The organism is Streptomyces sp. NPDC052910, assembly GCF_055585605.1.
Genome location: NZ_JBVJJR010000004.1, coordinates 381,998 through 403,967, shown reverse-complemented (window position 1 = coordinate 403,967; position 21,970 = coordinate 381,998). Strand labels below are relative to the sequence as shown.

16 protein-coding genes and 1 pseudogene are annotated in these 21,970 nt (G+C 73.5%); 5 read left to right on the top strand and 12 right to left on the bottom strand.

Features of this window, described 5'->3' with window-relative positions:
- Window positions 1–92 precede the first annotated feature (92 nt).
- Window positions 93–1,547 carry a uracil-xanthine permease family protein gene (locus ACZ6X9_RS18115; protein ID WP_469778968.1) on the top strand — a complete coding sequence of 485 codons (1,455 nt, stop codon included), beginning with the start codon at window positions 93–95 and terminating at the stop codon, window positions 1,545–1,547.
- Window positions 1,548–1,736: 189 nt separating this feature from the next.
- A pseudogene (locus ACZ6X9_RS18110) lies at window positions 1,737–2,393 on the top strand (DUF5995 family protein); the annotation flags it as partial.
- Window positions 2,394–2,568: 175 nt separating this feature from the next.
- Here the strand turns inward: ACZ6X9_RS18110 and ACZ6X9_RS18105 are convergent.
- From ACZ6X9_RS18105 to ACZ6X9_RS18095, 3 genes are all read right to left on the bottom strand, one after another.
- On the bottom strand, window positions 2,569–4,278 hold the full coding sequence (locus ACZ6X9_RS18105; RefSeq protein ID WP_469778967.1) for a flavin monoamine oxidase family protein: 1,710 nt from the start codon (window positions 4,276–4,278) through the stop codon (window positions 2,569–2,571).
- Between the two features lie 54 nt (window positions 4,279–4,332).
- Window positions 4,333–5,133 carry a carbon-nitrogen hydrolase family protein gene (locus tag ACZ6X9_RS18100; protein ID WP_469778966.1) on the bottom strand — a complete coding sequence of 267 codons (801 nt, stop codon included), beginning with the start codon at window positions 5,131–5,133 and terminating at the stop codon, window positions 4,333–4,335.
- 584 nt (window positions 5,134–5,717) lie between these two features.
- Window positions 5,718–6,287 (bottom strand): MarR family winged helix-turn-helix transcriptional regulator, encoded by a 570-nt coding sequence (locus tag ACZ6X9_RS18095; protein ID WP_469778965.1) that lies wholly within the window; start codon window positions 6,285–6,287, stop codon window positions 5,718–5,720.
- Window positions 6,288–6,456: 169 nt separating this feature from the next.
- Here ACZ6X9_RS18095 and ACZ6X9_RS18090 point away from each other — a divergent pair, with 169 nt between their 5' ends.
- Window positions 6,457–6,942, top strand: coding sequence for a DUF2269 family protein (locus ACZ6X9_RS18090; protein WP_469778964.1), 486 nt, complete (start codon window positions 6,457–6,459; stop codon window positions 6,940–6,942).
- Window positions 6,943–6,993: 51 nt separating this feature from the next.
- The gene (locus ACZ6X9_RS18085) at window positions 6,994–7,833 is read left to right on the top strand and encodes an alpha/beta fold hydrolase (RefSeq protein ID WP_469778963.1); all 840 of its coding nucleotides are present in this window, start codon (window positions 6,994–6,996) and stop codon (window positions 7,831–7,833) included.
- 172 nt (window positions 7,834–8,005) lie between these two features.
- Here ACZ6X9_RS18085 and ACZ6X9_RS18080 read toward each other — a convergent pair whose 3' ends face one another.
- From ACZ6X9_RS18080 to fmt, 7 genes are all read right to left on the bottom strand, one after another.
- On the bottom strand, window positions 8,006–8,461 hold the full coding sequence (locus tag ACZ6X9_RS18080) for an Lrp/AsnC family transcriptional regulator (RefSeq protein ID WP_199893994.1): 456 nt from the start codon (window positions 8,459–8,461) through the stop codon (window positions 8,006–8,008).
- 89 nt (window positions 8,462–8,550) lie between these two features.
- Entirely contained in the window at window positions 8,551–10,116 is a 1,566-nt protein-coding gene (locus ACZ6X9_RS18075) for an amino acid permease (protein WP_469778962.1), read from the bottom strand.
- Window positions 10,117–10,471: 355 nt separating this feature from the next.
- The gene (locus tag ACZ6X9_RS18070) at window positions 10,472–11,914 is read right to left on the bottom strand and encodes a GuaB1 family IMP dehydrogenase-related protein (RefSeq protein WP_469778961.1); all 1,443 of its coding nucleotides are present in this window, start codon (window positions 11,912–11,914) and stop codon (window positions 10,472–10,474) included.
- Window positions 11,915–12,263: 349 nt separating this feature from the next.
- Window positions 12,264–13,250, bottom strand: a complete 987-nt coding sequence (locus ACZ6X9_RS18065; RefSeq protein WP_469778960.1) for a sugar-binding transcriptional regulator — start codon at window positions 13,248–13,250, stop codon at window positions 12,264–12,266.
- A 149-nt stretch (window positions 13,251–13,399) separates the two neighbouring features.
- A complete protein-coding gene (gene rpe, locus ACZ6X9_RS18060) occupies window positions 13,400–14,086 on the bottom strand; it encodes a ribulose-phosphate 3-epimerase (RefSeq protein WP_469778959.1) in 687 nt (228 codons plus the stop codon).
- Between the two features lie 808 nt (window positions 14,087–14,894).
- Complete coding sequence (locus ACZ6X9_RS18055) at window positions 14,895–16,337, bottom strand: RsmB/NOP family class I SAM-dependent RNA methyltransferase (RefSeq protein WP_469778958.1); 1,443 nt, start codon at window positions 16,335–16,337, stop codon at window positions 14,895–14,897.
- A gap of 40 nt (window positions 16,338–16,377) precedes the next feature.
- Window positions 16,378–17,322 carry a methionyl-tRNA formyltransferase gene (gene fmt, locus ACZ6X9_RS18050; RefSeq protein ID WP_469778957.1) on the bottom strand — a complete coding sequence of 315 codons (945 nt, stop codon included), beginning with the start codon at window positions 17,320–17,322 and terminating at the stop codon, window positions 16,378–16,380.
- Window positions 17,323–17,606: 284 nt separating this feature from the next.
- Here fmt and ACZ6X9_RS18045 point away from each other — a divergent pair, with 284 nt between their 5' ends.
- Window positions 17,607–18,122 carry a hypothetical protein gene (locus ACZ6X9_RS18045; RefSeq protein ID WP_436781573.1) on the top strand — a complete coding sequence of 172 codons (516 nt, stop codon included), beginning with the start codon at window positions 17,607–17,609 and terminating at the stop codon, window positions 18,120–18,122.
- Between the two features lie 114 nt (window positions 18,123–18,236).
- On the opposite strand, the gene ACZ6X9_RS18040 is transcribed toward ACZ6X9_RS18045, so the two are convergent.
- Both ACZ6X9_RS18040 and metK read right to left on the bottom strand, forming a co-directional pair.
- Entirely contained in the window at window positions 18,237–20,381 is a 2,145-nt protein-coding gene (locus ACZ6X9_RS18040) for a primosomal protein N' (RefSeq protein ID WP_469778956.1), read from the bottom strand.
- Between the two features lie 240 nt (window positions 20,382–20,621).
- On the bottom strand, window positions 20,622–21,830 hold the full coding sequence (gene metK, locus ACZ6X9_RS18035; RefSeq protein WP_469778955.1) for a methionine adenosyltransferase: 1,209 nt from the start codon (window positions 21,828–21,830) through the stop codon (window positions 20,622–20,624).
- Window positions 21,831–21,970 lie beyond the last annotated feature (140 nt).

The following is a 21,970-nucleotide window of genomic DNA, read 5'->3' as shown; positions in this document are numbered from 1 at the left end:
CGGCCCGCCGCCCGCCGTTCTCCGCACGGATCACTCCTGACCCGCGCTTAACATGGTGCGGATCACCTCGAACAACCACAGTGGGAGCTTTCATGGGCCTCGGCGTGCGCTGGACCCTGCACGGTGACGGGCGCACCCCCGCCCCGGGGGCCGTGGTCGCGCCGGACGAACGGCTCTCCTGGCCGCGCACCGCGGGGCTCGGCGCCCAGCACGTGGTGGCGATGTTCGGGGCGTCCTTCGTCAGTCCGGTGCTCATGGGCCTGGACCCCAACCTGGCGATCATGATGTCGGGTGTCGCCACGATCCTCTTCCTGCTCGCCACGCGCGGCAGGATCCCCAGCTACCTGGGGTGCAGCCTCTCGTTCGTCGGCGTGGCGGCCGTCATCCGCGCCCAGGGCGGCGACAGCGCGGCCGTCACCGGCGCGATCTTTGTGGTGGGCGCGGCCCTGTTCCTGAGCGGTCTGGCGGTACGCCGGTTCGGCGCCCGGATCATCCACGCGGCGATGCCGCCCGTGGTGACCGGCGCGGTGGTGATGCTGATCGGCTTCAACCTGGCCCCGGTGACCGCGAGCACCTACTGGCCGCAGGACCAGTGGACGGCCCTGCTCACCATGCTCTTCACCGGGCTGGCCGTGGTCTGCCTGCGCGGCTTCTGGTCACGCGTGGCGATCTTCCTGGGCCTGCTCTTCGGCTACGCCCTCTCCTGGGCGCTCGACCGGATCCTCGGAAAGATCCACTCCGTCAACGGCGGCCCCCAGGCCGTCGACCACTGGCGACTCGACCTGTCGGGCGTCGGCAAGGCGGACTGGATCGGCCTGCCGACCCTGCACGGTCCGTCGTTCGGCTGGTCGGCGGCGCTGGTGGCGCTGCCGGTGGTCATCGCCCTCATCGCGGAGAACGCGGGGCACGTCAAGGCCGTGGGCGAGATGACCGGCGACCCGGTGGACGACCAGTTGGGCACCGCCATCTCGGCCGACGGCGCGGCGACGATGCTGTCCACGGCGGTCGGCGGCCCGGCCAACACCACCTACTCCGAGAACATCGGCGTCATGGCGGCGACCCGCGTCTACTCGACCGCCGCGTACTGGGCGGCGGCCTGCTTCGCGCTCCTCTTCGGCGTCTGCCCGAAGTTCGGCGCGGTCGTCGCGGCCGTCCCCGGGGGCGTGCTGGGCGGCATCACCGTCATCCTCTACGGCATGATCGGCCTGCTGGGCGCGCAGATCTGGGTGCACAACAAGGTGGACCTGCGCAATCCGCTGAATCTGGTGCCGATCGCGGCCGGCGTGATCATCGGCGTCGGCGGCGTCAGCCTCAAGATCAGCGCCAACTTCGAGCTGAACGGCATCGCCCTGGGCACGATCGTGGTCCTCACCGGCTACCACGCCCTGCGCTTCCTCGCCCCGGCCCACCTCAAGGGCCAGGAACCGCTGCTGGACGAGGGGACGAGCGGGTACGACGCCCTCGCGGCCGAAGGCGCGGGGGGCGGCCGGGGCCCGTCCGGCGAGGGGAACGGCGACGGGCCGACGCCCGGGCGCCCTCGGGCCTGACGCTCGGCCGCGTTCCGGGGCGCCATCACACTGCGTCACCCGTTCCGGTTAACTTCAAGGCCAGAACCCCTACTCTCCGTATCCGCATGTCACTCTGTGTGCATGGAGACGACGCGCGCACGGACCCCGGTACCCCCACCCGCCACGGCACCCCTTCGGGCCACGGCACACCTGCCGGCCTCGGCACCCATGACCGGCATCGAGCGGGTCGTCGCCCGGATGCGGGCGCTGGCCGCCGAGTTGCCGCCGGAGGACGGGGTGGCGGTCTTCAACGGGGTGTATCTGACGGTCACCGAGGAGGTGGCGCGGCGGGTGCCGGACGGCGGGTTCCACGACCGCCTCGCCACCACGACGCTGGACGTGCTGTTCGCGAGCCGCTACCTGGACGCGGTCGACGAGGCGGCGGCCGGCCGAAGACCGCCGGCCTGCTGGCGTCCGCTGTTCCAGCTCCGCGGCCACCCCGCCGTCCGGCCGGTGCAGTTCGCGCTGGCGGGCATCAACGCCCACATCGGCCATGACCTGCCGCTCGCCCTCGCCGACACCTGCCACGGACTCGGCGCCGAGCCGCGGGACCTGGAGGGGGACTTCCACCGCGTCGGCGAGGTGCTGGTCTCCCTGGAGGAACGGGTCCGGGAGGCCCTGATGCCGGGCCCCGACCTGCTGGACGTGGCCGATCCGCTCACCCATCTGCTCGGGTCGTGGACCCTGGAGGCCGCGCGCGGTGCCGCCTGGGCGGCGTTCCGGGCCCTGTGGGCACTCCGCGAAAGACCGGAGGTGGCGGTGGAGTTCGCCGAGCGCGTGGACGCGAGCGTGGGGCTGGTGGGGCGTTGCCTGCTGACCCCGCTGGGGTGCGGAGCCGGCCGGGACGACGGGCGGGAGGACGTCCGGGGCGGCGACCGCGGGGACGTCCGGGGGGACGGAAGCGCCCCGCTCGCCGGGCGGGCGGCGGCGGAGCGCTTCCGGGACGGGCGGAGGGGGTGAGCCGGCTGCCCGGCCCGGACCGCTCCTCCGGCCCGCCGGGTCAGTCCTCGGGCAGCTCGACGGGCGCGATCTCGTCGTAGACGTCGCCCGGGCCCGGGTTGGTCGGGTCGGTGGCCCCGCCGAACTGGCGCATCACACCCCAGACGGCGTTCAGCGCGGTCTGCACGGCACCCTCGGCCCAGCCGGCCGTCCAGGAGATGTCGTCGCCCGCGAGGAAGATGCCGCGCTTGTCCTCGGGGAGGCGGTCCTGCATGAAGTGGGTGAACAGCCGGCGCTGGTAGCGGTAGTGGCCGGGGAGGTTGGCCTTGAACGCGCCCATGAAGTAGGGCTCGTTCTCCCAGGAGACCGTCACCGGGTTGCCGATGATGTGCTTGCGGATGTCGACGCCGGGATAGATCTCGCCGAGCGACTTGAGCATGACCTCCAGGCGCTCGTTGGCGGAGAGCGGCAGCCACTTCAGACTGTCGTCGCACCAGGTGTAGGAGAGGCAGATCACGGCGGGCTTGTCCGGGCCGTCGTCCAGGAGGTACGTACCGCGCGTCATGCGGTCGGTGAGCGTCATCGACATGACGTCCCGGCCCGACGCGTCCTTGTCCAGCCAGAACGGCCGGTCCACCGGCACGAACAGCTTGGAGGACTCCATGTAGTGGGTGCGCTCGACCGCGGTCCAGTGGTCGATCGGGAGGAGCGCGTCGTCACACTCGATCTTCGACAGCAGCATCCAGGACTGGGCGGTGAAGATGGCCGCGCGGTAGGTGCGGATGTCGCCGCCGGCGTCGGTGACCGTGATCCGGTTGCCTGCCGTGCGGTGCAGGCGGGTCACGGCCGGGCGGGGCGCGCCGTCGTGCAGGGAGGACAGCGAGGTGCCGTGCGGCCAGTGGACGAGCTTCGCCGGCTCGCGCTCCCAGAGCCGCAGCGGAAGCTGCTGGCTGCCGCCGACGATGCCGCGGTGGTGGTCGTCCGCCTCGGTGTAGACGACGCGCAGGATCTCCAGGATGGAGTTGGGGAAGTCGGTGTCCCAGCCGCCGGTGCCGAAGCCGACCTGGCCGAAGATCTCCCGGTGGCGGAAGGACTTGAAGGCCTCCGACTCGCAGAGGAAGCCGTAGAAGGTCTGGTTGTCGAGCTTCTCGACGAGCTTGGCCCAGATCTCCCGGATGCGGGGCACGTCGCGCTCGCGCATGGCGCGGTTCATGTCGGAGAAGTCCGCGCCCTCCTCCAGGCAGGCGGCCCAGGCCTGGGCGACGTCACGGTAGACCTGCGGCAGGTCGTCGATGGTCTCCGCGTAGTGGCTCTCGCCCTTGAGGTCCACGACGGTGGAGGGGGTGCACGGCGCCAGCGGGTTGGGGAACGGCTTGGTCTCCAGGCCCACCAGGTCGACGTAGTGCTGGAAGGCGGTGGAGGAGGGAGGGAAGCGCATGGCGCCCATCTCGGCGGTCAGGCCCGCGTCCGCGCCCTCGGCGCAGCCGTCGAAGCCGACCGTGCGGAGCCGGCCGCCGATTTGGTCCGCCTCGTAGACGACGGGCTTGAGGCCCATCTTCATCAGCTCGTACGCCGCCACGATGCCGGAGAGCCCGCCGCCGATGACCGCGACCTCGGCACCGTGCTCGGTGGCCGGTATCTGGCCCAGACCGGCCGGGTGGGCCAGGTAGTCGTCGTAGGCGAAGGGAAAGTCCGGGCCGAACATGGTGATCGGCGGCTCGTTCTGCTGGACCTGCTCGTCGTGGACGGCGGTGGGCACCGTGGACGTCATCGGCTGAACTCTCCTGCGTGCAAGGGGGTGTGACAGTGAAGTGAGGAGGCGGGCTCAGACGAGCCGCGTGTAGAGCTCCGGCCTGCGGTCGGCCAGGTAGGTGTTCTCGGCGCGCGACCGGTGGAGCAGGGCGGGGTCGGCCTCGGCGACGAGCAGGTCCTCGTCGGCGCCGGCCCGGGCGCGTACGGTCCCGTCCGGAGCGGCGAGGCAGGACAGCCCGGCGAAGGCGAACTCGCCTTCCGTACCGCACCGGTTGACGTAGGCGATGTAGAGCTGGCTCTCCCAGGCGCGGGCCGGGACGATCGTCTGGGGCACGATCTCGTAGGGCCGCATCAGCGCGGTCGGTGCGAGCAGCAGCTCGGTGCCGGCCAGGGCGTGCGCCCGCACGGGCTCGGGGAACTCGACGTCGTAGCAGATCAGCAGTCCCAGCCGGACACCGTCGAGCTCGGCCTGCACCACCGCCTCCGCACCGGGCGTGAAGTACGTCGTCTCGTACGCGCCGAAGAGGTGGGTCTTGCGGTAGTGGGCCAGCGGGGTGCCCTGCGGGCCCATGAGCTGGAGCGCGTTGTAGACGGCGGCGCCGTCCCGCTCCGGGTAGCCGTAGCCGATGGCCACCCCGTGCCGGGCGGCGATCGCGGCCACGGCCTCGGCGCCGGGCCCGTCGGCGGGTTCGGCGCGGTCGGGGACCAGGTCGCCGAGCGCGTAGCCGGTCAGGTACAGCTCGTTGGTGAGCAGCAGCCGGGCGCCGGACTCCGCCGCGCGGCGGACCGCGGCGTCCAGCGCGCCGAGGGCGGCGTCCGTCGAGGACGGAACGCCACAGGGCCCTTGGAACAGCGCGATACGCAGCGGCTTCATGTGTCCTCTTCGGGGGTGCGCGGAAATGCGGGATGAAGGCGTTTCGATGAACTTTCGACGGGATTCCGGTCAGGATTCCGTTAAACGCCTTGACGGTACGGCCCGGCGTCTCTGGGCGACAAGCTACGGATGTTGCGTCCTGCCGAGCGATTCGTTGCGCCTTTTCGGGAGTGGGCGGCGATTCGTTGCGCGGCCTCCGAGGTCGAGGGGTGGACCGGACCTCCGCGCACCCTGGCCGCACCCCCGGACGCGTACTGGCGCACGGCCGCGCGGCAGCCGGACAGCGGCCGGGCAGCAGCCGCGCAGTGGCAAGAGCGTCGGCCGGGTGGGGCCTCCCGCCTCCACCCGGCCGGTGCCCTGGCCGCACTCCCTGGCAGCTCCCCGAACGCGTACTGCCGCACGGCCGGGCAACGGACAGGGCACCGGCCGGATGGGGCCTCCCGCCTCCGTCCTTCGCCGGTCCCGGATTCTCGGGGCCCCTCCCCCACCGCCCGCCGACGACCGCCACCGTTCACTGGTGACCCTCACCACTGGCCGGACATCGTCAGCGCCCACCGGACACCGTCAGCGGTCGCCGCGGATCGTCAGCGGCCGGACGCCGCCGCGGCGTTGCCCATCACACGTCCCAGCACCCGAGCCAGCACCGCCCGCTCCTCCGCGGACAGCCCCGCCGTCAGCGGGTCCTCCAGCCCGGCCAGGACCTGCCGCATGGCGTCGAGCATCCGCCGCCCCTGGTCGGTGACCTGGAGCACCGCCTTCCGCCCCCGGCCGGCGGGCGTCGTGCGCGCGACGGCACCGGCCTCCTCCAGCCGGAGGACCGTGGCCTGCATGCTCTGCGCCGTCACACCGGCGCGCCGTGCCAGTTCGCTGTAGGAGAGGCCGGGCTCACGGGCGAGGTGGCCGAGGGCGCCCATCATGCGCAACGAATAGCCGTCCCGGGCGGACAGCACGCGATGGGCCGCGTCCTCGACGAACCGGCCCAGCCCGATGAGCATCAACGGCAGCGGCATGCCCGCCGGAGGGCCGCCCGCGGGCGGTCGCCCGCCGGGCCGGGCCGCTTCGACGGCGAGCCGGGTCTCCTCCGCCGCCGCCGGCCCGTCCGGGGCGGTCCCGGGCTCCGCGCGGAACGCCTCGGTCCGCTCGCCCCCGGCCATCACCATCACCTCTCGCCCGCATCACGTCCGCACTACCCGCCGGCCCTCACCCCGGGGCCACTTCCGGCCACGCCGCCCAGGGATGCTAGCGTCTCACGATGTTTAAGCCAGACTGAAACCCTCGGCCGGCCCGGTTCTGCCCGCCCGACCGCGATGGGAGCGGAAAGCCATGACGAAACTCCTGCTCAGCCTGCATGTGCTGGCAGCGATCCTGCTCATAGGTCCGGCGACCGTGGCCGCCAGCCTCTTCCCCCGCTTCGCGCGGCAGGCCCTGGCCCCGGACGGCGACCGCACCGAGAAGGGCACCTCCGCCCTGCGGATCCTCCACCGCATCACCCGGGTCTACTCGGCGATCTCGGTGACCGTTCCCGCCTTCGGCATGGCGACGGCCCAGCGGATGGGCGTCCTGGGCGACACCTGGCTGGTCGTCTCGATGGCACTGACGGCGGTGGCGGCGGTGCTGCTGGCGGTCGCGGTGTTCAGCCAGGACGCGATCATCGACGCGCTCGACCTCCAGGACGCCGCGCCCGAGGCGGCCCCCAAGCTCGCCGCGGGCCTGCCCCGGCTGTCGATGATCACCGGTCTGTTCGCCCTGACCTGGGCGATCGTGACCGTCCTGATGATCGTCCGGCCCGGCTCGACGACCGGGGCCTGATCCCGGCAAGATCGATTCCTCGCGTTCGCATCCCGACCGAGAGGAATCCCCATGCGGGAATGGCAGTTGACGCGGACCTTCGCCGGGCCCACCGGCGAAGTCCGCTGGGACCGTTTCGGCGCGGACGGCCGGCCGCCGGTCGTCCTGCTGCACGGCACCCCGTTCTCGTCCTACGTCTGGCGCGCGGTGGCCCGGTCCCTCGCCCGGGATCACCGGGTGTACGTCTGGGACATGCCCGGTTACGGGCAGTCGGAGAAGGCCGCGGGACAGGACGTCTCCCTGGCCGCCCAGGCCCGGGTGTTCACGGAGCTCCTGGCCCAGTGGGGACTGGCCGAACCCCTGGTCGTGGCGCACGACTTCGGCGGCGCCGTCGCGCTGCGCGGCCACCTGCTGCACGGCGCCCACTACCGCGCCCTCGCCCTCGTCGACCCGGTGGCGCTGGCCCCCTGGGGATCGCCGTTCTTCCGGCTGGTCGGCGCGCACTCCCACGTCTTCGAGCAGTTGCCGGACACCCTGCACGCCGCGCTCGTCCGCGAGTACATCGGCACGACCGGCGGTCCCGGCCTGCACCCCGCCGTCCTGGAGCGGCTCGTCGAGCCCTGGCTCGGCGAGGCGGGCCGGCCCGCGTTCTACCGGCAGATCGCCCAGGCCGACCAGCGTCACACCGACGAGATCCAGGGCCGCTACGGCGAGATCGCCTTCCCGGTCACCGTCTGCTGGGGCACCGACGACGCGTGGATCCCGGTGGAGAAGGGCCGCGAGCTGGCCGCCGCGATACCCGGCGCCTCCTTCGAACCGATCCCCGGCGCCGGCCATCTGGTCCAGGAGGACGCCCCTGCCCAGCTCACGACGATCCTGCACGGGTTCGCGCGCGCGACGTCGGCTTCCTGACCCGGGGGCGAGAGGATCGCATGGCCGAAAAACGCTCCCGCGAGGGCAACGCGTGATGCCCGTGTGCCGGGAATGGCCCGCTGGGGCGACACGTCGGCCGCGTCGTCCCCCGCACGGGCGAACAAGCGGTCCGGCCCGGCAGGAGCACCGGAACCGCCCGCGGAGGCGGACGTCAGGACGGTGCCCCGGAGGTGAAGCGGCGCAGCAGCGGCGACAGCACCAGCACCGACTTGGTCCGTTCGACGAACGGTTCGCCGGCGATGCGTTCCAGCACCCGTTCGAAGTGCCGCATGTCGGAGGCGAAGATCTGCACGATGGCGTCGGCCTCACCGGTGACGGTGGAGGCGGACGCCACCTCGGGGTAGCGGGAGAGGCCGCGGTGGATCGCCTCGGGCGAGGTGTTGCGGCGGCAGTAGAGCTCGATGAAGCCCTCGGTCTCCCAGCCGAGGGCCCCCGGGTCCACCCGGACGGTGAACCCGGTGATGGCCCCCTCGGCACGCAGCCTGTCCACGCGCCGCTTCACCGCGGGCGCGGACAGGCCGACCTCGGCGCCGATGTCGGCGTAGGAACGCCGGGCGTCCTCGGCCAGGGCGTGCACGATACGTTCGTCGAGCTCGTTGAGTCGCACTGCGGGTGAATCACTTTTCTACGGGATCCTGCTCTTCCTCCAGCAGTAGATCACGTATCCGGCGTTCGCCCCGACTCGCGACGGCGGTACTAGCCCTTCGCGGGCGCCTCGACCGCGTCCGCCCCGGCCGGGCCGTCGCCCGTTCCGCCGTTGAGGCGGGAGTGCCGCATGCCGTACGCGAAGTAGATGAGGAACCCGACGGCCATCCAGACCCCGAAGACCTCCCAGGTGATCACGGAGAGCCGGGTCATCATGTAGAGGCAGAGCGCGAAGCCGATCACCGGGAAGATCATGCCGAGCCGCAGGCGCAGCCCGCCGAAGAGCGGGACGCAGACCCCGGACAGCGGGACGCTGAAGGTGCGCTTCATGTCCGGCCGCTTCACGGCCAGGACGATGACGGCCACGTTGACCAGGGCGAAGGCGAAGAGGGTGCCGATGCTGGTGGCGTCGGCGAGCTCGGCCAGCGGCACGGCCGCGGCGAGGATGCCGCAGAAGGCGCAGGTGATGATCGTGTTGGCCACCGGCACGCCCTTGTTCGGGCTGACCTTGGCGAACGCCTTGGGCACCAGGCCGTCACGGGCCATGGTGAAAAGGATGCGGGTCTGGCCGTAGAGGACGGTCAGCACCACACTGGCGATGGCGATGACAGCGCCGGCGGCGAGCAGCACGGCCCAGAAGCTCTGGCCGGTGACGTCCTCCATGATGCCGGCGAGCGCGGCCTCGGAGCCCTCGAACTGCTTCCAGGGCAGGGCGCCCACGGCGATCGCGGCGACCAGGACGTAGAGGGCCGTGACGATCAGCAGCGACAGCATGATCGCCTTGGGCAGGTCCTTCTTCGGGTCCTTGGCCTCCTCACCGGCGGTGGAGGCGGCGTCGAAGCCGATGTAGGAGAAGAACAGGCTGGCGCCGGCGTTGCTGACGCCCGCCAGGCCCAGCGGCATGAACGGCGAGTAGTTGCCGGCCTTGATGCCGGTGAAGGCCACGGCGCAGAACAGCAGCAGGGCGACGATCTTCACGCCGACCATGATGGCGTTGGCGCGGGCGCTCTCCTTGGCGCCGCCGAGCAGGAACGCCATGCAGAGGAGCACGACGAGCAGGGCGGGCACGTTGAAGATGCCGCCGTCACCGGGCGGGTTGGCCAGGGACGCCGGGATGGTCACGCCGATGGTGCCGTCCAGCAGCTCGTTGAGGTACTGCCCCCAGCCGACGGCCACGGCCGCGACGGAGACGCCGTACTCCAGGATCAGGCACCAGCCGCAGATCCAGGCGACGATCTCACCGAGCGTGGCGTAGGAGTACGAGTACGAGGAGCCGGAGACCGGGATGGTGCCGGCCAGCTCCGCGTAGGAGAGCGCGGAGAAGAGCGCGGTGAGGCCCGCGAGGACGAACGACAGGACGACGGCGGGGCCGGCGTCCGGGACCGCGGTGCCGAGCACCACGAAGATGCCGGTGCCGAGGGTGGCGCCGATGCTGATCATGGTCAACTGCCACATGCCGAGCGAGCGGCGCAGCGTACCGCCCTCGCCCTGACCGGCCTCGGCGACGAGTCGCTCGACCGGCTTGCGTCGCATGAGCCGGGAACCGGTCCCGGCGGGCGGCTGCGGGGGGCGCTTGCCGTTGCCGGCGGCGGGGGGCGCTGTGTCTTGGTCCAGCACGGGGGTCGCTCCGTTCATCGCTGCCGGTGGAGCCACCGGTACCGCAAGCGGCCACCCGTCGGTTGCGTCGGCAGGGGGACGACCGAGAAAGGAGGGGGACCGCGAGCAAGCGGTACCCGCCACTCCACGTACTGCGCGGAACCCTACGAGGTGAGGGCCCAGGCTCGTAATGCACCATTCTTGCGCATGCCCGTACGATCGTTGCGTCTGCATGCCAAGAATGGACGTTCGTTGCATGTCACCTTACGAATCGGTACATGTAGGCGTCAACCACAGCGGGCTCCGGTCCGGCGGAAAACGACGAAAAGGGGCGCGGCCGAATCGGCCGCGCCCCTTTTTCGGGCTGCTGTGACGACTACTGCCAGCTCGCGTGCAGCGGCTTGCCCTCCGCGTAACCGGCGGCGCTCTGGACGCCGACGACGGCCCGCTCGTGGAACTCCGCGAGGTTGCCCGCGCCCGCGTAGGTGCAGGACGAGCGGACGCCCGCGATGATCGAGTCGATCAGGTCCTCGACACCCGGGCGGGCCGGGTCGAGGAACATCCGCGAGGTGGAGATGCCCTCTTCGAACAGACCCTTGCGGGCGCGGTCGTAGGCGGACTCCTCCGAGGTGCGGTTGCGCACGGCACGGGCCGAGGCCATGCCGAAGCTCTCCTTGTACAGCCGGCCGTCGGCGGACTGCTGGAGGTCGCCCGGGGACTCGTAGGTGCCCGCGAACCAGGAACCGATCATGACGTTGGAGGCACCGGCGGCCAGCGCCATCGCCACGTCACGCGGGTGGCGGACGCCACCGTCGGCCCAGACGTGCTTGCCGAACTTCTTCGCCTCGGCGGCGCACTCCAGCACCGCGGAGAACTGCGGCCGGCCCACGCCGGTCATCATGCGGGTGGTGCACATGGCGCCGGGGCCCACACCGACCTTGATGATGTCCGCGCCGGCCTCGATGAGGTCGCGCACGCCCTCGGCCGCGACGATGTTGCCCGCGACGATCGGGACCCGCGGGTCCAGCGCCCGGACGGCCTTGATCGCGGCGATCATCGACTCCTGGTGGCCGTGCGCGGTGTCCACCACGATGGTGTCCGCGCCGGCGTCCAGCAGCGCCTTGGCCTTGCCCGCCACATCGCCGTTGATGCCCACGGCGGCCGCGATGCGCAGCTTGCCGTCGGCGTCGGTGGCCGGGGTGTAGAGGGTCGCGCGCAGGGCGCCCTTGCGGGTGAGGATGCCCGCCAGCTTGCCGTCCTTGTCGACGGCGGGGGCCAGCTTGCGGTGGGCCGCGTCGAGCTGGTTGAACGCCTCGCGCGGGTCGATGTCGGCGTCCAGGAGCAGCAGCTCCTTGGACATGACCTCGGACAACTGGGTGAAGCGGTCCACGCCGGTCAGGTCGTGCTCGGTGACGACGCCGACGGGCCGGTGGTCCGCGTCCACGACGACGCCGGCACCGTGCGCCCGCTTGGGCAGCAGGGACAGCGCGTCGGCGACGGTCTGGGTGGGGGCGAGGACGATGGGGGTGTCCAGCACGTGGTGCCGGCTCTTGACCCAGGTGATGACGTCGGTGACGACCTCGATCGGGATGTCCTGGGGGATGACCACGAGGCCGCCGCGGCGGGCGACGGTCTCCGCCATGCGGCGGCCCGCGATGGCGGTCATGTTGGCGACCACGAGCGGGATGGTGGTGCCCGTGCCGTCCGGCGCGGACAGGTCCACGCCCTGACGGGAACCGACCGCGGACCGGCTCGGCACCATGAAGACGTCGTCGTACGTCAGGTCGTACGGCGGCTTCAGATCGTTGAGGAAACGCATACTGGCTCTCTCACCTGCAGAAATAGAACTACGAAGCGGGTGGGGAGTCAGCTCGAACCAGCGCCGGATCGGGCTGAGGTTCCTGGACCCATCATCCACGATGTCGTGGGCTGTTGGCCAATGACTGTGAGATTTCGCGGCATTCCTGTGGATTCGGCCAGTCGGCCACGGCGGCCCCTGTGGCTTCGGCCAAGCCCGCCCGCGGCCCGTCCGGAGGGCCCGCGGGCCGGTCCCCGCACGGTGGCGGTCAGGGCGCACCAGGACATCGCCCACCGCCCCTCGGGGCCGGAGGAGGGCGAGGCCGGGGACGCCGGCCGGGCGCCGGGAACGACACCGGCCGGACGACGGCTCAGACGTCCGGGTCGGCCCGCTCCAGCGCCGGGCGCGGGCCGGGAGCCGACTCCGTCAGCAGGTACTCCGCCGCGGCCGTGTCCGTCACCAGGCTGGTGACCAGGCCCGACCGCAGCACGGCGCCGATCGCCGCCGCCTTGCGCGCGCCGCCCGCGATGGCCACGACCTCGGGGATGCGCCGGAGCCGGTCCGCCTCCACCGTGATGCAGCGCTCGCCCAGGTCACGCCCGATCCGGCGGCCCTCGGCGTCGAAGAGGTGCGCCGACATCTCGGCGGCGGCGCCCAGCGACGCGTAGTGGGTGCGCTCCTCGTCCGACAGCATGTCGTAGACGGTGGAGATGCCCGGCTCCCAGGAGCCGATGGAGACCGCGGCGACGGTCACCTTGTCGAAGTAGTCGAAGGCCCGGGCGATCCCCGTCTGGCCGCGCAGCGCGGCGGCGGTGGCCGGATCGGGGAGCAGCATCGGGGCGTAGATCGGGTGGGCCTCGCCGCCGGAGACCTGGGCCGCCCGGCGGACCGCCTCGACGGAGCCGCGCTCGGCGGTGCCCGCGTCGTAGACGCCGGTGAGCTGGACGACGGTGCAGGGCGGCAACCGGTGCAGGGCCGCCGCCATGTGGATGGTGGAGCGGCCCCAGGCGAGGCCGAGGACGTCGCCCTCGTTCACCAGCTCGCCGAGCAGCCCGGCGGCCACCTCGCCCAGGTTCTCCGGGTCGGGCGCGTCCTCGGCCGCGTCCGCCGGGGACTCGACGACGACGGCGTGCCGCAGGCCGTAGCGGGCCCGCAGCGCGTCGGAGCGCTCCGCGTCCAGCTCGGCGGGCACCCGGATCTCGATGCGCACCAGATCGCGTTCGAGCGCCGTCTCCAGCACCCGGGCCACCTTGAAGCGGCTCACGCCGAACTCCTCGGCGATCTGGATCTTGGACTTGCCCTCCAGATAGAAACGGCGGGCCATGGCCGCCGCCTGCACGAGTTCGGCGGGCCCCATCGGCGTCACTGAACGGCCCGTCGACACCGCGTTCTCCTCACTGCTGCGTTCACCTTGTGGACTCGACCGTCACATCCTGTCAGAAAACGGCGGTCCCGATCTTCGCCCGGTACCGGCCGCAGCCCCGGAAGGCCCCCGGACCCGGTGGCTCAGTGGCCGCAGGCCCAAGGCGCGGCCGAGGTGGCCGTCTCCGCGAGCTCACGCAGTGAGCGTACGGCGGCCGCCGGGTCATCGGTACCGTAAACAGCCGAACCCGCGACGAACACGTCGGCGCCCGCCTCGGCGCACCGCTCGATGGTCTCGGCCGAGACGCCGCCGTCCACCTGGAGCCAGAGCTCCAGGCCGTGCCGGGAGATCAGTTCCCGGGTGCGGCGGATCTTGGGCAGCATGATGTCCAGGAACTTCTGCCCGCCGAAGCCCGGCTCCACGGTCATGATCAGCAGCATGTCGAGTTCGGGGAGCAGGTCCTCGTACGGCTCGATGGGCGTCGCGGGCTTGAGCGCCATCGACGCCCGCGCCCCCTTGGCCCGGATCTCCCGCGCCAGCCGGACGGGGGCGGCGGCGGCCTCCACATGAAAGGTGACCGACCCGGCGCCCGCCTCCACGTACTGCGGGGCCCAGCGGTCCGGGTCCTCGATCATCAGGTGGCAGTCCAGCGGCGTGCCGGTGGCCCGGCTCAGCGACTCGACGACCGGCACCCCGAGGGTGAGGTTGGGGACGAAGTGGTTGTCCATCACGTCGACGTGGAGCCAGTCGGCGCCCTTGACGGCCTGCGCCTCGTCGGCCAGGCGGGCGAAGTCCGCGCTGAGGATGCTGGGGTTGATCTGGACGGTCATGCCCCAAGACTGCCATGCGGAGGGCGCCGCCCGGACGGCGAGGGTCGCCCTCTCGGACGGGCGGCGGCCGGTTCCCACGGCACGCACCCGCCGGCCGGCGCCGCTCCCGCCGACGGCACCCCCTGCGGACCGCCGGCCGAGCAGGCGGGCACCCGCCCCGGGTCCGGTGCCCGGCGGGCCGGGCCCCGCCACAGACCGGTCCTCCACCCGGCCCCGCGCCGGATACCGCCGCCGGCAGCCGGCCGGAACCGCCCGGGAAACATCGCCAGGACCGGCGGGGCCGGGCCCCACCGACGGCATGCGGGCGCCATCGCGGCCCGGGGAGCGTCGTGCGGACGGGCGGAGCCGGGTCCGGCCGTCGGCCTGCGGCGCAGCCGCCGGGGAGCGTCACGCAGGACGGCCGCGCCGGGCCGCTCGCCGGAACGCGGACGCGACCGCCCGGGAACATCGCGCTGACCGGCCGCATCCCGCCTCCGGTACGCGGACGCGGCCCGGAGAGCGCCGCCCAGAACGGCCGGGCCGGGCCCTCGCCGGCACATGAGGCACCTCCCGGGGACACCACGCGGACCGACCACCCCCCGTCACCGGCACGCGGACGCGGCCCCGGAAAGCGCCGCCCAGAACGGCCGCGCCGGGCCCGCTCGCCGGCATATAAGGCACCCCCGGGGACACCACGCGGACCGGCCGCTCCCCGTCACCGGCACGCGGACGCGGCCCCGGAAAGCACCGCCCAGAACAGCCGCGCCGCGCCGGGCGCCCGGTCGTGCGGAGAGGCTTCGGGCCCGCGCGGTCTCCCGGACCCCGTCCCTCAGCCTGTGCGCCGCAGCAGCGCCAGGTACATCGCGTCCGTGCCGTGCAGGTGCGGCCACAATTGGACGTCCGGCCCCTCGCCGAGCGCCGGGACGCCGGGCAGCAGGGGGCGGGCGTCGATCCACTCGGCCTCGACGCCGTCGCGCTTCAGGACGTCCTGGACCACGGCACGGGTCTCCGCCGGGTGCGGGGAGCAGGTCGCGTAGCCGACGACGCCGCCGGTGCGCACGGACCGCAGGGCCTCGTGGAGCAGGTCGCGCTGGAGCGGCCCGAAGCCGGCCACGTCCTCCGCGCGGCGGCGCCAGCGGGCCTCGGGGCGGCGGCGCAGGGCGCCCAGGCCGGTGCAGGGGACGTCGACGAGGACGCGGTCGAAGGTGCCCTCGCGCCACGGCGGGCGGGTGCCGTCGGCGGTGACGACCTGGTACGGGCCCGGGTTGCCGGCCAGCGCGCGGCCGACCAGCCGGGCGCGGTGCGGCTGGCGCTCGGCGGCCAGCAGGGCGGCACCACGCTCCGCCGCGAGGGCGGCGAGCAGCGCGGCCTTGCCGCCGGGGCCCGCGCAGCCGTCCAGCCAGCGGCGGTCGGGCCCGTCCAGCGGGGCCGCGGCGAGGGCGAGGGCGACGAGCTGGCTGCCCTCGTCCTGGACGCCGGCCCGGCCCTCGCGCACGGCGTCGATCGCGCCGGGCTCACCGCCCTCGACCAGCCGGACGGCGTGCGGCGACCAACGGCCGGGGAGGGCGCGGTCCTCGCCGAGCGCCGTCAGCAGCTCGGCGGCGGAGGACCGGCCGGGCCGGGCGACGAGGGTGACGTCGGGCCGCTCGTTGTCGGCGTCGAGCAGGTCCTCGATGCCGGCGCGGCTGCCGCCGAGCGCGTCCCACAGGGCGGAGACGATCCAGCGCGGGTGCGCGTGGACGACGGCGAGGTGTTCCTCGGGGTCGTCCTCGTAGGGCGGGGCGACCCGCTCCAGCCAGCCGTCGAGGTCGTGGGCGGTGACCTTGCGGAGGACGGCGTTGACGAACTTCGCCCGGCCGTCGCCGCAGACCACGCGGGCGAGTTCGACGGTGGCCGAGACGGCCGCGTGCGGCGGGATGCGGGTGCCGAGGAGCTGGTGGACGCCGAGGCTCAGCACGTCGAGCACCGGCGGGTCCACCTCGCGCAGCGGGCGGTCGACGCAGGCGGCGATGATCGCGTCGTACGTCCCCTGGCGGCGCAGGGTGCCGTAGACGAGCTCGGTGGCGAGGGCGGCGTCCCGGGCGTCGAAGTCCTCGTGCTTCTCCCGGGCCTTGCGGAGCAGCGGCGGGAGCACCAGGTTCGCGTAGGCGTCGCGCTCGTCGACGGCCCGCAGCGCCTCGAAGGCGAGGATCCGGACCGGGTCCTTCTTGGGCCGGCGGTGCGGCTTCGCAGGACGGCCGTTCTTCCGACGAGGCGGCTGCTGATCGTTCACGAAAGGTGCTCCGGAGCTGGGGGTGACGAAGGGCTCCAGCCTACGCGGCCGGGCCGTCCCCGAGCTTCTCGCCTGCGGTGATGCGGACGCCGCGGGCCCAGTCGGCGGCCTGCATGGGCTTCTTGCCCTGCGGCCGCACCCACTGGAGCTCGACGGCGTGCGAGCCGGTGCCGACGTGGACGCTCTTCTTCCCGGCGGCGATCTCCCCGGGCGCGAGGTCCGTGCGCTCCGGCGCGAGCGCCAGGGACATGACCTTCAGCCGCTCGCCGCGGAACACCGTCCAGGCGCCGGGGGCGGGGGCGCAGCCGCGGACGACGCGGTCGCAGCGCAGGGCGGGGGCGGTCCAGTCGATCCGGGCGTCCTCGACGCTGATCTTGGGGGCGAGGGAGACGCCTTCGGCGGGCTGCGGGACGGCCTCCAGGGTGCCGTCCTCGATGCCGTCCATGGTCGCGGCGAGCAGCCCGCCGCCGGCCAGCGCCAGCCGGGTCAGCAGATCACCACTGGTGTCGGTGGGGCGGACCTGCTCGGTGAGGACGCCGTAGACCGGGCCCGAGTCGAGGCCCTCCTCGATGAGGAAGGTGGAGGCGCCGGTGACCTCGTCACCGGCCATGACCGCGTGCTGCACGGGGGCGGCGCCGCGCCAGGCGGGGAGCAGGGAGAAGTGCAGGTTCACCCACCCGTGCCGGGGGATCTCCAGGGCGGCCTTGGGCAGCAGCGCGCCGTAGGCGACGACCGGGCAGCAGTCGGGCGCGATCTCGCGGAGCCGGGTGAGGAAGTCCTCGTCGCGCGGCCGGTTCGGCTTGAGGACCTCGATGCCCGCCTCCTCGGCGCGCTCGGCGACCGGGCTGGCGACCATCCGCCGGCCGCGGCCGGCCGGGGCGTCGGGCCGGGTGACCACGGCGACGACCTCGTGGCGGTCCGAGGCGAGCAGGGCGTCGAGGGCGGGAATCGCGACCTCGGGGGTACCGGCGAAGACGAGCCTCATGGGTGGCGAACTACCTCTCACGCGCCGAGCGGAACGGCGCACAGTCTAGGGCGTGCGCGGTCGGGCCGCCCTGTCGGCCTCACGGCTTGAGCAAGGGGCGTGCGGCCGACCGCACGCCCCATTCCGGCGGATGTGCGCCCCCATAGCGTGACCCGTCCGGCCTTGGCGCGTTGGGTCAAGAGAGATTGACCGACCGGCCCGGCCGCCACCGCGGCCGGCCGCGCACCGCTCGTCAACTCTCGTCCGTATCCACCCCGTTCACCGCCGGTCCGAGAGGCTTGTTGATGCCCGACCACGCAACTCATGACGCCCAGGCACGAGCCAGCCTGCATCTCCTGGTCCGGGACATCGAGCGGGTCCGCCGACAGGTGGACGCGCTGCGTACCCTGACCGCTCAACTGGGCAATGTCTACCGTCCACGCCGCACGGGCCCCTCGGCGGGCTTCGTCGTCTACGGCCGGGCGCCCGCCCCGACCGTCCGGCTGGCGCAGGAGCTGCGCGACAGCGTCGAGACACTGGTGACGGCGGCGGTGGACTTCGACCGCTCACTCGGCTTCTCGTGGGACGCGGTGGGGTCGGCGCTGGGCGTCACCAAGCAGGCGGTCCACCGCCGCTACGGCGCCCGCCGCGCCAACGGCCAGACCGCCACCGAGCCGGCCCCGGCCCCCGAGCAGGCGGCCACCGTCGGCGCCCCGCCGGTCCCGGTCGTCCCGGCGGCCCGCTCGGTCCCCGGCCAGCCCGCGGGCTCCCACCGCGAGGAGCCCCGCCCGCCGGCCTTCCCGGGGCCGCGGAACGGGTGAGGGGCCGCCGGCGCGGGGAACGGTGCGGAAGGGCGGCCCCGGGCCACCGGCAGCGGCCCGGCACTGCCGAACGCGTACGGGCCGGACCGCCGCCCGCGCCCCGCCCCGACCCGCTCAGCCGATGTCCGGCGGATCCATCCGCAGCCGCACCGGCTCGCCGTCGCGGCGGGCGAGCCGGACCGCCTGGGCGGTTCGCAGTGCGGCGGCCAGCGCGGCGCCCTGACCGGGGCGGACGCGGACCAGGGCCCGTTCCCAGTGCTCTCCCGGCGGCGGGTCCCCGGGGCGGCGCGGCCGTCCCTCGGCCGTCGGCGCGACCGGGACGGGCCCGAGTACGTCGGCGCCCTCCGGCAGCTCCGCCGCCGCCAGGAACTCCGCGACGGCCTCCGGCGGACCGCTGACCGCGGCCATCCGGGAGACCGGCGGAAAGCCCAGCTCCGCCCGTTCGGCGAGCTCCCGAACGGCGTGGCCCGCCGGATCCCAGCGGACCAGCGCCTGCACCGGCCGCAGCGTCGGCTCGGCCACGACGACGACCGTGCCCCCCGCCGCCTGCCCCCGCACCAGCGCGGACGCGGCCAGCCAGCGGCGCAGGGCCTCCTCCCCCGCCCGCAGGTCGGGCAGGCCGAGCAGCGCCCAGCCGTCGAGCAGCAGGGCCGCGGCGTAACCGCCCTCGGCGACCGGCTCGGCACCGGGCGTGGCCACGACCAGGGCGGGAGCGCCGGGAACGGTGTCCAGTACGTGGTCGCGGCCCGAGGTGCGGACCGGGACGGCGGGGAAGGCCCGGCCGAGCTCCTCGGCCGTCCGGCGCGCTCCCACGATCTGGGCGCGCAGCCGGGATCCGGCGCACTCGGGGCAGTGCCAGTTCACCGCCTCCACCCCGCACCAGCCACAGTGCAGCGCGCCGTCGGCTCCCCGTGCCTCCAGGGGGCCGGCGCAGCGCCCGCACCGCGCGGGCTCGCGGCAGCGCTCGCAGGCGAGCCGGGGGACGTAGCCCCGGCGCGGTACCTGGACCAGCACCGGGCCGTTCCTCAGCCCCTCCCGGGCCACCTGCCAGGCCAACGAGGGCAGCCGGGCGGCGCGGGCGGCCTCGTCCCGGGCGAGGTCGCCGTCGCCGACCGTGCGGACCAGCGGCGCGGCGGCCCGGACCTGCGCCCGGTCGGCGGCCAGCGGCAGCGCCCAGCCGGTGCGGACCAGTTGCGCCGCCTCGACACTGCACCCGAAGGCACCGAGCAGGAACGCCGCCTTCTCCTGGGCCGCGCGCAACAGCAGCACCTCGCGGGCGTGCGGCTGCGGCGCGTGCTGCTCGGAGTGGCTGGAGTCGGCGTCGTCCCAGATCGCGACGAACCCCAGGTCGTGGACGGGCGCGAACATGGCGGCGCGGGTGCCGACGACGGCCCGTACCGCGCCGCGGTTGACCGCGAGCCAGCGCCGGTAGCGCTCCTCGGGGCCGGTGTCGGCGGTCAGCAGGACGTGCCGGCCGGGCCCGAGCAGTGCGGTGAGCGCGGCGTCGACCCGGGCCGCGGCACGCCCGTCGGGCACGACGACCAGCGCTCCGCGCCGCGAGGCGAGCGCGGCGGCGGCGGCCCGGGCCAGCTCGTCGGCCCAGTGCGGTCCGGGGAGCGCCGTCCACACCGCGCGCGGGCTCTCGCCCCGGGCCACGGCCTCCAGATAGCCGGCACCGGTCGGGTAACGGGCCCAGCCGCCGGGGTCCGGTGCGGCCGGCGGGGGCAGCAGCGGCCCGGACGGCTCCCCCTCGATCCGGGCGTGCCGGGGCGGCACGGCCAACTGGAGGACGTCGGCGAGCGAGCCCGCGTACCGGTCGGCGACGGACCGGCAGAGCGCGAACAGCCGTGGGCCGAGGACGGGTTCGGGCGAGAGCACCTGGGCGATGGCGGCGAGCGGCCCCCGGTAGTCGGACTCCGGCACCCGGTCCACGATGAACCCGTCCAGCAGGCCGCCGCCCTCGCGGCGCCCGTCCCGCACGTTGCGCGTGCCCGCGCCGAAGCGCACCCGCACCCGGGCGCCCGGGCGGGCGTCCGCGTCCAGCTCGGCGGGCACGGCGTAGTCCCACAACTTGTCCAGGTGCACCGGCCCCTTGTCGACCAGCACCTTCGCGACCGGCAGCTCCTTCGCCAGCGCGGCCCCCCGCCAGGTGCGCGGCTTGGCCCGCGGCTTCTTCGCCTTGCGCACGCTTTCGCGGATCAGCGCGAGCTGCTCCCCCTGCGGGGGGTCTGTTTCGGGGTGCCCGTTCTCGCTGCTCACAGCTTCAGTCTTAGCAGAGGGGTCGGACAGCGGGGGTGGGTGTGCCCCGGCCCCGCCCTTTCTCCGTTTCCTGGTGGCCGGCCCCCAGACCCCCTGAAACCGCGCTCCCCGCGGTTGTCCTCAAACGCCGGACGGGCTGTCTGGGGCGCAGCCCCGGGAAACGGCGAAGGGGCGGGACCGGGGCACCGAACACGTACGGCCCCGGAGCGGTTTCCCGCCCCGGGGCCGTACGTCAAAAGGTCAGAGCCCCGCAGCCTTCCGCAGCGCCTCCACCCGGTCCGTCCGCTCCCACGTGAAGTCCTCGTGCTCACGGCCGAAGTGGCCATAGGCCGCGGTCTGCGCGTAGATCGGCCGCAGCAGATCCAGGTCGCGGATGATCGCGGCCGGCCGCAGGTCGAACACCTCGGCGATGGCGTGCTCGATCTTGTCCGTGTCGACCGTGGCCGTGCCGAAGGTCTCGACGAACAGACCGACCGGCTCCGCCTTGCCGATCGCGTAGGCGACCTGCACCTCGCAGCGGGCGGCCAGCCCGGCGGCGACCACGTTCTTCGCGACCCAGCGCATCGCGTACGCGGCCGAGCGGTCGACCTTGGACGGGTCCTTGCCGGAGAAGGCGCCGCCACCGTGGCGGGCCATGCCGCCGTAGGTGTCGATGATGATCTTGCGGCCGGTGAGGCCGGCGTCGCCCATCGGGCCGCCGATCTCGAAGCGGCCGGTGGGGTTCACGAGCAGCCGGTAGCCCTCGGTGTCCAGCTTGATGCCGTCCTCGACGAGCTCCTTGAGGACGTGCTCCACGACGTACTCGCGGATGTCGGGGGCGAGCAGCGAGTCCAGGTCGATGTCGGACGCGTGCTGCGAGGAGACGACGACGGTGTCCAGCCGGACCGCCTTGTTGCCGTCGTACTCGATGGTGACCTGGGTCTTGCCGTCGGGGCGCAGGTAGGGGATGGTCCCGTTCTTGCGGACCTCCGTCAGGCGGCGCGACAGCCGGTGCGCCAGGTTGATCGGGAGGGGCATGAGCTCGGGCGTCTCGTCGCAGGCGTAGCCGAACATCAGGCCCTGGTCGCCCGCGCCCTGCTTGTCGAGCTCGTCCTCATCGCCCTCGACCCGCGCCTCGTACGCGGCGTCGACACCCTGCGCGATGTCCGGGGACTGCGATCCGATCGAGACCGAGACGCCGCAGGACGCGCCGTCGAAGCCCTTCTTGGACGAGTCGTAGCCGATCTCCAGGATCTTGTTGCGGACCAGCGTGGCGATCGGCGCGTACGCCTTCGTGGTCACCTCTCCGGCGACGTGCACCAGACCGGTGGTGATCAGGGTCTCGACGGCGACCCGGGAGGTCGGGTCCTCCTTGAGGAGGGCGTCGAGAATGGTGTCGCTGATCTGGTCAGCGATCTTGTCGGGGTGACCCTCGGTCACTGATTCCGAGGTGAACAGGCGGCGGGACACATCGCTCCCTGGGGTTGCAGCGGCTGCTGGCTGATCATTGACGGCTCCGGACGAGAGCTGCGCTCGGCACGGGCCGGTGTCAGTTTATCCGGCCTTCGCTCCCGGGGGACCTCCTGTCCGGCATCACTACCTGCTCACCC